Here is a 12,258-nt window from a genome sequence, read left to right as displayed (position 1 = left end):
TCGCCTGGTACAACACCGAACGTGTCTCACTCACGCTCGAGGGCATGAGCCCAATGGAATATCGCGCTCATGCCCTCGCAGCGTAATGCTTTAATTAAGTTGTCCAACTTCCGGGGAGCAGTTCAGTGTGACAGCCCGCCTTCGTGTTTGTGATTAGGGGAGCGGTTCGGGCACAATTTCGCCGGCGTCGCCGGCGTAGTCGGAATCCTTCGTCTCGCGCATCAGAATGGCGGCGATGAGCGTCAGAACCGCCATCACCGACAGGTAGATGCCCACAAGCCACGGATTACCCGCACCGGTGCTGAGCAGCGCCAGCGCGATGATCGGAGCGAGTGCCGCACCGAGAATCGACGACACGTTGTAGGCGATGGCCGAGCCCGTGTAGCGAACATTCGTGGGGAACAGTTCAGGCAACAGCGCGCCCATCGGGCCGAACGTGAGACCCATCAGCGTGAAGCCGATGACCAAAAATGCGAGCGTCATCCAGAACGTGCCGGCACCCACCGGGTTTTCCCGCGGCATCAGGAAGAACGAGAACGTGAAGCCGAACAGCACGATCGCCGCCGTTACCCAGATCAGCGTCTTGCGACGGCCGAAGCGGTCGGCCAGCGGGCCGGAGATCATGGTGAAGATACCGAAGAACACGACACCGACGATCTGCATGATCACGAAGTCGGTGTACGCGAAGCCCTGACCAGGAACGAATGTTGACGGGTCAGCGCCCTCGGGCAGCGTCTGCGGCTTCGTGCCGAACGTCAGCGTGAAGTTAGTCATGAGGTAGAACAGCACGTACGTCGCGAGCATCAGGAACGTGCCCAGGATCATCTGCCACCAGTACTTGCGGAACGCTTCGAGCACCGGAAGCTTGCGGATGGTTCCCTTCGACTCCGCGTTCTTGAAGGCGTCAGACTCGACGAGCTTGAGTCGTACCCACAGACCCACGATCACCATCACGGCGCTGAACCAGAACGGCACGCGCCAGCCCCACTCGAGGAAGGCGTCAGACTTCTGCGACGGGTCTTCGGCCGGCAGTGCGAAGTTGATGAACAAGAACAAACCGTTGGCGATGATGAAGCCGAGCGGCGCACCCAACTGCGGGAAGGTTCCGTACCACGCACGCTTACCTGCCGGCGCATTTTCCGTTGCCACGAGCGCTGCACCCGACCATTCGCCACCGAGCGCGAAGCCCTGGGCGAGGCGGAGCACGAGCAGGAGTGCGGGAGCCCAGAAGCCGATCGCGTTAATCGTGGGGAGGCATCCGATGAGGAAGGTCGCGATACCCATCGTCAGTAGCGACGCTACGAGCGTGGCCTTGCGGCCGTACTTGTCGCCGAAGTGACCGTAGACGACGGCACCGATGGGGCGGGCGACCATCGCCGCGCCGAACACCGCGAACGAAGCCAATAGTGATGCGGTCGGGTCAGAGCTGGGGAAGAACAAGACGGGGAAGACCAAAACGGCTGCCGTCGCGTAGGCGTAGAAGTCGTAGAACTCGATCGTGGTGCCGATCAAGCTCGCCGTGATGACGCGGGAGCGAGAGTTCGCGGGTGCTGTGGATGTCGTAGACATGATTCCTCTTTGAATGGGCAGTGCGCGTCTGCGTCAGATGCGGCGGTGAAGGGGAACCTCAGACACAGGGTGTTGTGCCTGGCGGCTCAACACTGCGTCACCTTAGCGTCGGTTTGTGGCCGACGACCTAACAACCCTACTCCTGTCTGGAAGAGGAGCAATTCGCAGGCGTCGTTTAGTTCGCGTCGCTCGGCGGGGTCTGGACCATGGCGGCTTCCAGGCGACCGTCGGCGATGATGTGACCCATGCGGTCGCGCTTGGTCTCGAGGTAGCCGTGGTTGTTGGGGCCGACGCCGACGACGAGCGGAACCTGTTCGACGACGGTGAGGCCGAGTGCGGTCAGTTGCCCCACCTTGTTGGAGTTGTTCGTGAGTAGACGCACATTCGTGACGCCGAGATCTTGCAGCATCGCTGCTGCGGCTCCGTAGTCGCGCGCGTCGGCGGGCAAGCCCAGTGCGAGGTTCGCGTCGAGGGTGTCGAGGCCCTTTTCTTGCAGGCTGTAGGCGCGGAGCTTGTTGATGAGACCGATACCGCGACCCTCGTGGCCGCGCATGTAGATCACGACACCACCCTCAGCGTCGATGGCCTGGAGAGCGGCGTCGAGCTGGGGGCCGCACTCGCACTTTTGCGAGCCGAACGCTTCACCGGTGAGGCACTCCGAGTGCACCCGCACGAGCGCGGTGTCGGTGAGCTCACCCGACACGATTGCGAGGTGATCCATGCCGGTGATGTGGTCTTTGAACGCGAGGAAGCGGAACGTGCCGTGATTGGTCGGAACCGTGGCCTCCGCACGCAGCGAAACACGGCGTGCGCGCGGGGCGGGCTCCCGGCCATCGGTGGCGTGTTGCGCCTGGTACTTCACAAGCTCGGCGATGGAGATGAGCGGCCAGCCGCGCTCTGTCGAGAGGTCTTCGAGCTCATCGGGGCGCAGCGTTTGGCCGTCGCGCGCGACGAGCTCGGCGAGGGCGCCGACGGGGGCCAGGCCCGCAAGCTTCAGAAGGTCAACAGTTGCTTCGGTGTGGCCCGCTCGAGCTGTGACGCCACCCTCGGCGGCGATGAGCGGCACGAAGTACCACGGGCGGTGTTCGAGGGCGCCAGCAGACGAAGCGATCTCGCGCAATGCGTTGGCGCGAATGTCAGCGTCAGCACCGGCGGCCGGGGCGAGCGATGGCGACGTCGGGGTGAGCTGCAACAGCGCGGCGCGCTTCGGGCAGACCGGCAGGCCAATCAAGCCACCCATCCAGTGCCCCATGGAGGCAAGCATGTCGCCGGTTGCTGTTTCGGCGGCGAGTACGACGCTGCCCTCGGAATCACGGAGTTCGTCGTCGATGACAATGACCGGCGTGCCAGCACGGAGTGCGGCCAGGGCGTCAGAGATGGGGGACAGGCTCACAGTGAGCCTCCTTTAAAACGAAGGGAGTGGGGGAGTGCGAGGATGGTGCAGCGTTTAATCGGAACCATCAGTACTCGCCTCACGGGTCACACGTATCAGAATATCGTCACCCAGCAGCGTGATCTCGGGCTGAGCGAAACGCATGATGTCAGCCATCGTCGTGATGCCGATATCGTCGAGCGCGACGCGGGGCCCGCCGAGCAACGCGGGGGCCACATAAACCAAGAGTTCGTCGACTAGACCGGCCTGCAAGAAGGCGCTTGCGACGGTTGGGCCGCCCTCGATAAACACGCGATGAATGCCACGCTCGTGGAGGTCCGCGAGAATTGTGGCCGGGTCGTGCTCGCGAATCTGAATCAGCTCGCGCGGGTGCTGGCGCACGCGCGCGGAGAGCGGAACCTCGCGGCGGCCGACAACGACCGGTTGCGGCTGCTGGGAGAGTAGTTCGTCACCATCTCGTGCCGTGAGCGCCGCATCATCGCGCAGGATGGTTCCGATGCCCGCCACGATGGCATCTGCCTCAGCCCGTCGCCGATGCACGTCGGCGCGGGCAACCTGGCCGGTGATCCACTGGCTCGTGCCATCGGCGGCTGCCGCGCGGCCATCGAGGGTCTGCGCCCACTTCACGGTGACGTGCGGGCGGCCGAGGCGCGTGTGCGTGAGCCACGAGTCGATGACCGCGAGCGCTTCGTCTTCGAGAAGGCCGCGTTCGACGTCGACACCCGCGCCACGCAGGCGCTCAGCACCGCCACCGGAGACCGCGCCCGGGTCGCTCGTGGCATAGATGACGCGTGTGATGCCCGCCTCAATCAGCGCGAGCGCGCATGGGCCGGTGCGACCGGTGTGGTTGCACGGCTCGAGCGTCACGACCGCGGTCGCACCGCGTGTTTGCTCGCGCGTGAGCTTGGAGAGCGCGTCGACTTCGGCGTGCGGGGTGCCGCTGCCGCGGTGCCAGCCCGTGGCGAGCACGTCACCTGCGGGGGAGAGGATGACAGCTCCGACCTGCGGGTTGATGCCGCGGGGCCCGTTGAGCGCGAGCGCCAACGCCTGAGCCATGGCGGCGTCTTCTGCGGCCGAAAAATTCACGGATCCTCGTTACTGTCTGTCGTGTGCCAAACTCGCGCCGAGAGACGGGGCAACACACTGCTGAGTGTATTCAACGGTTCGAATCTCGAGGTATTCCCATATTTCGCGAACATGTACGGTACCGCACGAGCGGTGTTCATTCGCTGGCGCGCAACAGAGCGCTCGCTGACGACTCATCAATGATGAGATCAGTCACCATGCCGGCGGCGAGCGCGCCGAGCAGGCTCGTAATCTTTGCCGACCCGGAAACGATGCAGACCCGCCGGGGCGTGCGCCGGAGCACTCGAAAGTCAGGGCCGGTTCCACGCTCATTGAGGGTGATGTTGTTCGTTGAGCCATCGGCCCGGTAGAAAACCGTAGCGATGTCGCCCACGACATCGTCATTCATCAACGACTGGTAATCGTTTCGATCGAGATACTCGCCGTGGTACACGTGCGATGGAACCTCAGCGGTGGGTGACCCGACGCTGAAAATTGCGACGTCGAGTCGTGCTTGTAGGTGAAGAACGCGCCGAGTAGTGCGCTCTCTCCAGAAGGCCTCTCGAGTGCGAGGGTCATCGAAGAACGCGGGAACCGGGAACTGTTCGACGCGGGCATCGAATGCGTCGGCAAAACGTCGCAACATGTCTGACGAATAGGCGAGGCCTTCAGCGCCGATGTTTCCTGATCCGTTGAGTTGCACGAAGACGGTTCCGGTCGTTGACTGCGGAACCAAAGCGCGAGAGACCGCATTGAGCGTCGAGCCCCAGGCCAGACCAACTTTCTGGTTAGATTCCACGAGCGTCCCAATCGTGCTGGCAGACGCCAACGCAACGCGCCGTAAGCGCTCGATGTCGCTGGTCACTTGTGACACCGGAACTATATGAACGGTGATATCGAAGCGTTGCGCGACACGTGCGGCGATGGTCGCGGGGGCTTCTTCTGGATCATGCAAGGTGATGCGCACCAGACCGGAATCTCGAGCGTGCGCCAGCAATCGTGATACCGACGAACGCGATACCCGCAGCTCCGTCGCGATGGCCTCCATTGTAAGGCTCTGGACGTAGTAGAGGTGCGCAGCGCGGAGGGCATCGCGCCGCCGATCGCTCATTACCGAATCGGACACTCTTTTTCCACCAACTCTCGTGTAATTGAACATATGTGCATGGGGCTTGCAACGCTGTTCATCGTTAGTCCAGGATTCTAGAACGAAAGCCATCTCACGGGAGGTCTAGAACGTGGCACGTAAGCAGGAGACACCACGCGACTCGGTTCGATCCATTGCCGAGCGACCGCACACGACCGTATTGATCATCGGCGCCGGAATTAACGGAGCGGGAACTTTCCGTGACCTGGCTATGCAGGGTATCGATGTGGTTCTGATCGAGCGCGGCGACTTTGTCTCGGGAGCCTCAAGCGCCTCGAGCCACATGATCCACGGCGGTATTCGATACCTCGAGAACGGCGAATTCCGTTTGGTGAAAGAGTCGGTCGCTGAGCGCAACCGCCTGCTTCGCATTGCACCGCACTATGTGCGACCGCTGCAAACGACGGTTCCGATCTTCTCGACGTTCTCCGGCATTCTCTCGGCACCGTTGCGATTCCTGACCCACAAGTCTGGCAAGCCGACGGAGCGCGGTGCGCTGCTCATCAAAGCCGGGCTCATGATTTATGACACGTTCTCGCGCGACGGTGGTGCTGTTCCGCGCCACAAGTTCGTCGGCCGCCGCAAGTCGCTCGCCGCGATGCCCGCGCTGAACGCCGACGTCAAGTACACCGCGACCTACTACGATGCCTCCATGCATGACCCCGAGCGGCTCGCGCTCGATGTCATCCACGATGGCCTGAGCCAGGGCCCGCACGCGCGTGCAGCCAACTACTTGGAGGCTGTCGGGGCGAACGCTGATGGCATCATGGTGCGCGATCATCGCACGGGCGAGGAATTTGCTATCAGTGCGGACGTGGTCATTAATACGTCCGGTCCGTGGACAGACAAGACGAATATGGCTCTCGGCACGAAGACGCGGTTCATGGGCGGAACGAAGGGGTCGCACATCGTGCTGGACCACCCCGAGCTCTATCAGGCAACCGCGGGGCGCGAGCTGTTCTTCGAGCACGAAGATGGCCGCATCGTTCTGATCTACCCGCTGAAGGGTCGGGTTATGGTCGGAACCACTGATCTTGAGCACGACATGGATCAGCCGATTCGGTGCACGCCAGAGGAGATCGACTACTTCTTCGATCTCGTCAAGCACGTTTACCCCTCGATTGCGATTGATCGCGAGCACATCGTCTTCCGGTTTTCAGGCGTGCGACCGTTGCCTCGTCACGACGATGAGGCTCCGGGCTTTGTCTCTCGCGACTACCGCATCGAGCGCACCGAACTCCCGCAGCTGCCCGGCACCACGCAATTGAGCCTGGTGGGCGGAAAATGGACAACTTTCCGTGCACTCAGCGAGCACATCGCGAACGAGGCGCTGGAGATTATCGGGCGGAGGCGTGTGCGCTCGACCGAGAGAGTTGCCATCGGCGGCGGCTACGGATATCCCACGAGTCCCGCAACGCGGACGGCATGGGTTGAGAACCATCGAGGCGATCTCACCTACGAACGAGCTGATGCCCTGCTGGAGCGTTACGGCACGCGCGCGGCACGCATTATCGAAGAATTGGGCGACGAAGATCGTCCGTTGCGAAGCCTGCCGGCTTACTCGACGGGTGAGATCAAATGGCTGGCGCGCAACGAGCTCGTCGTGCGACTGGACGACATGTTTTTGCGCCGAACCTCGATCGCTTTTGTCGGGGCGATGACGGGAGACGTTCTTACAGAACTCGCCGACATCGTCGGAGAGGTTTTGGGCTGGAGCGAGCATACTCGCGCCAATGAGATCAACCATGCGGTTCGAACGCTGTCGGATGTGCACGGTATCGATCTGAATGAAGTTTCTCGTCACGCGAGAACATAGCCTTTGCGCCCCGCAAGTGGGGAGCAAGATGGCACGGGGTGCCGCCGCGGTCATCAAGGAGATGGCCGTCGTGAATGAAAGAAGGTCAATGTGGACAATCTGGGAACGGCGTTCCTTGCGGAAATTGTGGGAACAGCGATGCTGCTTCTCCTCGGTGGCGGCGTGGTGGCCAACGTTGTGCTCACCAAGACCAAGGGATTTGGGGGTGGATTCCTCCTCATCAACTTTGGTTGGGGTCTGGCCGTCTTCGCCGGTGTCGCGGTGTCGTACAACTCCGGCGCGCACCTCAACCCGGCAGTGACTTTGGGCTTGGTAGCTAGCGGAGCGCAGGAGTTTGCTCCGGGCGTTGCCGTTAACGTCACCACAATCCTTGCCTACATTGCGGCGCAGCTCATTGGTGCGATGATCGGTGCCGTGCTCACGTGGCTTGCATACAAGGAACACTTCGACGCGGAGGAAGACCCGGCCAACAAGCTCGGCGTTTTCTCGACCGGTCCTGGCATCCGCAAGTACGGGTGGAATGTTGTTACCGAGGCGCTGGGCACGTTCGTGCTGGTGTTTGTGGTTATCGCGTTTGGTAACGGCGGCGGTATGGCTGCGATGGGCGCTCTTCCCGTTGCGCTCCTGATCGTTGGTATTGGTGCTTCCCTCGGTGGCCCCACCGGCTATGCAATCAACCCGGCACGTGACCTGGGGCCGCGTATCATTCACGCGATCCTTCCGATCAAGGGCAAGGGCTCCAGCGACTGGTCGTACTCCTGGGTGCCGGTTGTTGGTCCGATCATCGGTGGTGTGGGTGCCGGTCTGCTCGCACCCGTACTTCTGCCCGTCCTGGGCGCATGAGCGCTCTTCTAAAACACAGAAACAATGGAGTCACTGATGTCTGACTACGTACTTGCAATTGATCAGGGCACGACCTCGAGTCGCGCCATCATTTTCGACCGGAGCGGTTCGATCATCTCGACCGGTCAGTTGGAGCATGAACAGATTTTCCCGCGTGCGGGATGGGTTGAGCACAACCCCGTCGAAATCTGGGACAACACCCGCGAGGCCATCGGCCAGGCGCTGTCGAAGGCAAATCTGACCCGCCACGACATCGCAGCGATTGGCATCACCAACCAGCGCGAGACCGCGGTGGTATGGAACAAGCACACCGGTCAGCCGGTCTACAACGCCATCGTCTGGCAAGACACCCGCACGCAAGACATCGTCGACGCGTTGTCAGTTGCCGGCGGCGTGGACCGTTTCAAGGAGCGCGTCGGACTACCGCTTGCGACCTACTTCTCCGGCACGAAGATTGTGTGGGTACTCGACAACGTTGAGGGTGCCCGCGAAGCTGCCGAGGCTGGCGACCTGCTCTTCGGCACCACCGATACGTGGGTGCTGTGGAACCTGACCGGCGGTGTCGACGGCGGCGTCCACGCGACCGATGTCACGAACGCATCCCGCACGATGTTCATGGACCTCAAGACCCTGCAGTGGGACGAAGAAATCCTCGGCATCTTTGGTGTTCCGAAGTCGATGCTACCGGAGATCAAGTCGTCCTCTGAGGTGTACGGTGTCGCCGAGCAGCACAGCCTCCTGCGCGAAACACCCATCGCCGGAATCCTCGGAGACCAGCAAGCCGCGACCTTCGGTCAGGCAGCTTTTGCCAAGGGCGAAGCAAAGAACACCTACGGCACGGGTAACTTCCTGATCTTCAACACCGGGGAAGAGATCGTGCAGTCCGAAAACGGCCTGTTGACGACGGTTGGTTACAAGCTTGGCGACCAGCCAGCGCACTACGCGCTGGAAGGTTCGATCGCCGTATCGGGTTCGCTCGTGCAGTGGTTGCGCGACAACCTCGGTTTGATCTCTTCGGCAGCCGAAGTGCAAGACCTGGCCGACAAGGTTGAAGACAACGGTGGCGCGTACATTGTGCCGGCGTTCTCGGGTCTGTTCGCACCGTATTGGCGACCGGACGCTCGCGGCGCGATTGTTGGACTCACTCGCTACGTAAACAAGCACCACATCGCGCGAGCCGCGCTTGAGTCGATCGCGTACCAAACACGCGACGTGCTGGAGGCGGTCAACGCTGACGCCGGTGTCGACCTGACCGAGCTTCGTGTTGATGGCGGTGCCACGGCAAATGACACGTTGTTGCAGTTCCAGGCCGACATCTTGAACGTTCCCGTCGTTCGCCCCGTCGTTGCTGAGACGACGGCGCTCGGCGCCGCGTACGCCGCCGGTTTGGCCGTTGGGTTCTGGTCGTCGCTCGACGACCTGAGCGCCAACTGGCAGGAAGACAAGCGCTGGGAAGCACAGATGGACGAGGCGGAGCGCGAGCGCCTGTACCGCAACTGGAAGAAGGCCGTTTCGAAGACCCTTGATTGGGTCGACGACGACGTTCTCTAAACCTCGATTCACCAGTGGCGCATGCTTTCGAGCATGCGCCACTGGCGTTTTTGGCTACTTGAGCAGGAGCGAGAGTCGGCGATCCGCGAGGATCTTGCCGCCGGTCTGACACGACGGGCAGTACTCGAGACTGCGATCGGCGAAGTAGACGCTCCGCACCGTGTCTGCGCACACCGGGCACGGCTGGCCGGTACGTGCGTGAACCGCGAAACCCGCCCGTTTGGCGTCTTTGAGATCAGCCGGTGGTTTGCCCGACGCATGCTCGATCGCCGTGCGCAGAGTGTCTTGCATCGCAGCGTAGAGCGTTGTGATGTCGTCGTCCCCCAGGCTCGCAGCTGACGCGTACGGCGAAAGACGGGCCGCGTGCAGAATCTCATCAGAGTACGCGTTGCCGATACCGGCGATCAACGATTGGTCTCGGAGCACGCCCTTAATCTGGGTGCGTCTGCCGCTGAGAATTGAGGCGAGGCTTTCACGCGTGAAGTCAGCGGCGAGCGGATCCGGACCGAGTGTGCGGATGCCCGGCACGACCTGCGCATCGCGCACGACGTACACTGCCAACGATTTCTTGGTTCCGGCCTCCGTGAGGTCGAAACCTGAACCATCGGCGAAAACGACGCGCAGCGCGATCGGCGTCTTTCCCGGCTTGATGACGGCGGGGGAGATTTCGTCGGCAAAGCGCAACCAACCCGCCTTGGCGAGGTGAAAGATCAGGTGTAGGTCTTCGTCAGGGCTGAACAGCGAGATATCGACGAACTTGCCATGCCGGGTGACATCACGGACGACGGAACCACGAATCGCCTCGAGCGGCGGATCGAACGTTTTCAGAGCGGCGATGGCCGCCAGATTCACACGCGCGATGCTCACACCGCGTAACCGCGTCGCGAGAAAGTCTGCGAGCCCTTGAACCTCCGGCATCTCCGGCATGCGGCCATGATGCCACGCCCGCCCAGTGAGCGCTATGCCCCAATCTCAGCGGGGGAGGACAGGCCAGGGGGTGCGTTTGCGGGGGTCGGTGAAGAGGAGGCCGGCGACCCACGCGTCACAGCGCCCGCGCGATGTCAGCATGGCGCCGCGCCGCAGGCCCTCGTACTGAAAGCCGAGCGCACGGGCCGTTCGCGCCGACGCCGTGTTGCCGACCGCGCCGTTCCATTCGATGCGATCCAGGCGCATGCCGTCGATGGCGAAGCCGTCGTCGATGACCGCGGCCGCCGCCTCAGCCATATACCCCTGGCGTCGTGCGTCTGCGATGATCCAGAACCCGAGCTCTGCGGTGTCAGGTGTCGATCGCGTCAACGACACGACTCCCAACACGCGCCCGGCAGTGCGAACCACCCAGTTCCGCGCGCGGTCATCCCGCGCCGCTACACCAGCGTGCTCGACAAACCACTCCGAGTCTGCCCGTTGGTAGGGCGTGGGCAGTGACGTCCACTCGCGCAGTGTCGGGTCTGCGCAAGCGTCAACAATATCGTCGATATCGCGCGCCGAAGCGAGCGTCAACACCAAACGTGCGGTGGTGAGCGGTGCGATATCGACGGCCGAAGCCGTCACGATTAACGTGCGCGGCGCAGCAGGCCGACCTTGTCGTACACGTCGTTGAGGGTCTTGTTGGCGACCTCTTCCGCCTTCTCGGCGTTACGAGCAAGCACGCGGTCAAGCTCAGCCGGGTCGGCGAGCAGCTCGAGAACCTTCTCGCGCACCGGGCCAAACTCATTCACGACAGCCTCAGCAACGGCCTTCTTGAAGTCACCGTAGCCGCGACCAGCGAACTCATCTTCAATCGCCGGAATCTGGCGACCCGTCATGGCCGCATAAATCACCATGAGGTTCGACACACCGGGCTTCGCTTCGCGGTCGTACTTCACGACACCGTCGTTGTCGGTCACGGCGCGCATGATCTTCTTCGCGGTCTTCGATGGCTCATCGAGCAACCACAGCACGCCAGCGTCGGTCTCGGCCGACTTCGACATCTTCGCGACCGGGTTCTGCAGGTCGTAGATGCGAGCGGTGTCTTGCTGAATCATGGCGTTCGGAACCACGAATGCTTCGCCGAAGCGGGAGTTGAAGCGCTCCGCGAGGTCGCGGGTCAGCTCAACGTGCTGCTTCTGGTCGTCGCCGACCGGAACCACGTTTGCCTGGTAGAGAAGAATGTCAGCTGCCATCAGCACCGGGTAGGTGAACAGGCCCACGCTCGTGGAGTCGGCGCCGTAGCGCTGCGACTTGTCTTTGAACTGGGTCATGCGGCCCGCCTCACCAAAACCGGTGATGGTCGACAGAATCCAGGCGAGCTCAGCGTGAGCGGGCACGTGCGACTGCACGTACAGCGTCGACTTTGCCGGCTCAATGCCAGCGGCAATGTACTGAGCGGCCGTGCGGCGCGTCTTCTCAGCGAGAATCTTGGGATCTTGTGCGACCGTGATCGCGTGCAGGTCAACAACGGAGAAGAACGCGTCGTAAGAAGTTTGCAGGTCGCGCCACTGCATCAGCGCGCCAATGTAGTTACCGATCTGGAGGGAATCGGCGGACGGCTGCATTCCGGAATAAAGACGCGCTTTCTCAGTCACCACTCAACAATACCCAACTGCCATACTGACTCCATGCCAAAGCCGCAGCGCACGATCACGATCACGACCGACGACATGCGCGCGCATGGCCGGGACGTCACGCGCTACCTGATGACGACACCCACGATGCTGATCGCCTTTGCCGTCGTGGCGCTTGCCTGCATTGCCGCCATTATTGTCGGTGCCACTGGGCCGCCCCCTTCATTCGGTCCGGTCGCTGTGCGAGTCGTCGGTTTCCGATTGATGGGTGCATTGCCGAGCGTAGTCGACGGGTGCGAGGTAGCCGAGCGATGAATGCCGGCGGTCGTGG

Annotated in this window: 12 protein-coding genes; 5 read left to right on the top strand and 7 right to left on the bottom strand. The window is 62.2% G+C overall.

Translation table 11 applies throughout. The features are described from left to right. A partial coding sequence (locus tag ACQUSY_RS13255) for an IS3 family transposase (RefSeq protein WP_428903460.1) occupies nt 1–86 on the top strand: 86 nt, incomplete at its 5' end. Nucleotides 87–153: 67 nt separating this feature from the next. On the opposite strand, the gene ACQUSY_RS13250 is transcribed toward ACQUSY_RS13255, so the two are convergent. The 4 genes from ACQUSY_RS13250 to ACQUSY_RS13235 form a co-directional block, all read right to left on the bottom strand. After that, the gene (locus ACQUSY_RS13250) at nt 154–1,569 is read right to left on the bottom strand and encodes an MFS transporter (RefSeq protein ID WP_428904915.1); all 1,416 of its coding nucleotides are present in this window, start codon (nt 1,567–1,569) and stop codon (nt 154–156) included. Nucleotides 1,570–1,744: 175 nt separating this feature from the next. Continuing rightward, on the bottom strand, nt 1,745–2,962 hold the full coding sequence (gene ribA / locus ACQUSY_RS13245) for a GTP cyclohydrolase II (protein ID WP_428904914.1): 1,218 nt from the start codon (nt 2,960–2,962) through the stop codon (nt 1,745–1,747). Nucleotides 2,963–3,016: 54 nt separating this feature from the next. Continuing rightward, nucleotides 3,017–4,048 (bottom strand): bifunctional diaminohydroxyphosphoribosylaminopyrimidine deaminase/5-amino-6-(5-phosphoribosylamino)uracil reductase RibD, encoded by a 1,032-nt coding sequence (gene ribD, locus ACQUSY_RS13240; protein ID WP_428904913.1) that lies wholly within the window; start codon nt 4,046–4,048, stop codon nt 3,017–3,019. Between the two features lie 136 nt (nt 4,049–4,184). Further along, nucleotides 4,185–5,138 carry a sugar-binding transcriptional regulator gene (locus ACQUSY_RS13235; protein WP_428904912.1) on the bottom strand — a complete coding sequence of 318 codons (954 nt, stop codon included), beginning with the start codon at nt 5,136–5,138 and terminating at the stop codon, nt 4,185–4,187. Between the two features lie 127 nt (nt 5,139–5,265). Between ACQUSY_RS13235 and ACQUSY_RS13230 the strand changes: the two genes are divergently transcribed. The 3 genes from ACQUSY_RS13230 (at nt 5,266) to glpK (ending at nt 9,384) form a co-directional block, all read left to right on the top strand. Next, nucleotides 5,266–6,990 carry a glycerol-3-phosphate dehydrogenase/oxidase gene (locus ACQUSY_RS13230; protein WP_428904911.1) on the top strand — a complete coding sequence of 575 codons (1,725 nt, stop codon included), beginning with the start codon at nt 5,266–5,268 and terminating at the stop codon, nt 6,988–6,990. Between the two features lie 90 nt (nt 6,991–7,080). Continuing rightward, complete coding sequence (locus ACQUSY_RS13225; protein ID WP_428904910.1) at nt 7,081–7,833, top strand: MIP/aquaporin family protein; 753 nt, start codon at nt 7,081–7,083, stop codon at nt 7,831–7,833. Between the two features lie 36 nt (nt 7,834–7,869). Next, on the top strand, nt 7,870–9,384 hold the full coding sequence (gene glpK / locus ACQUSY_RS13220) for a glycerol kinase GlpK (protein WP_428904909.1): 1,515 nt from the start codon (nt 7,870–7,872) through the stop codon (nt 9,382–9,384). 54 nt (nt 9,385–9,438) lie between these two features. On the opposite strand, the gene ACQUSY_RS13215 is transcribed toward glpK, so the two are convergent. From ACQUSY_RS13215 to trpS, 3 genes are read right to left on the bottom strand one after another with little or no spacing between them, the layout of a single operon-like run. After that, nucleotides 9,439–10,311 (bottom strand): Fpg/Nei family DNA glycosylase, encoded by an 873-nt coding sequence (locus ACQUSY_RS13215; protein WP_428904908.1) that lies wholly within the window; start codon nt 10,309–10,311, stop codon nt 9,439–9,441. Nucleotides 10,312–10,356: 45 nt separating this feature from the next. Next, nucleotides 10,357–10,935: a GNAT family N-acetyltransferase gene (locus ACQUSY_RS13210; protein WP_428904907.1), complete on the bottom strand. Its 579-nt coding sequence runs from the start codon at nt 10,933–10,935 to the stop codon at nt 10,357–10,359. A 2-nt stretch (nt 10,936–10,937) separates the two neighbouring features. Then, nucleotides 10,938–11,948 carry a tryptophan--tRNA ligase gene (trpS, locus tag ACQUSY_RS13205; RefSeq protein WP_428904906.1) on the bottom strand — a complete coding sequence of 337 codons (1,011 nt, stop codon included), beginning with the start codon at nt 11,946–11,948 and terminating at the stop codon, nt 10,938–10,940. A 33-nt stretch (nt 11,949–11,981) separates the two neighbouring features. Here trpS and ACQUSY_RS13200 point away from each other — a divergent pair, with 33 nt between their 5' ends. Then, complete coding sequence (locus ACQUSY_RS13200; RefSeq protein WP_428904916.1) at nt 11,982–12,242, top strand: hypothetical protein; 261 nt, start codon at nt 11,982–11,984, stop codon at nt 12,240–12,242. The last annotated feature ends 16 nt before the right edge of the window (nt 12,243–12,258 follow it).

Origin of the sequence: Microbacterium daqui (genome assembly GCF_050408675.1) — a bacterium.
Classification (GTDB): domain Bacteria; phylum Actinomycetota; class Actinomycetes; order Actinomycetales; family Microbacteriaceae; genus Microbacterium.
This window is presented reverse-complemented; position numbering and strand designations above follow the sequence as displayed.

Coding starts and splice junctions, on each gene's coding strand:
- ACQUSY_RS13200 (WP_428904916.1), top strand. CDS start 11,982: ATGCCAAAGCCGCAGCGCACGATCACGATCACGACCGACGACATGCGC.
- ACQUSY_RS13250 (WP_428904915.1), bottom strand. CDS start 1,569: ATGTCTACGACATCCACAGCACCCGCGAACTCTCGCTCCCGCGTCATC.
- ACQUSY_RS13215 (WP_428904908.1), bottom strand. CDS start 10,311: ATGCCGGAGATGCCGGAGGTTCAAGGGCTCGCAGACTTTCTCGCGACG.
- ACQUSY_RS13235 (WP_428904912.1), bottom strand. CDS start 5,138: ATGAGCGATCGGCGGCGCGATGCCCTCCGCGCTGCGCACCTCTACTAC.
- glpK (WP_428904909.1), top strand. CDS start 7,870: ATGTCTGACTACGTACTTGCAATTGATCAGGGCACGACCTCGAGTCGC.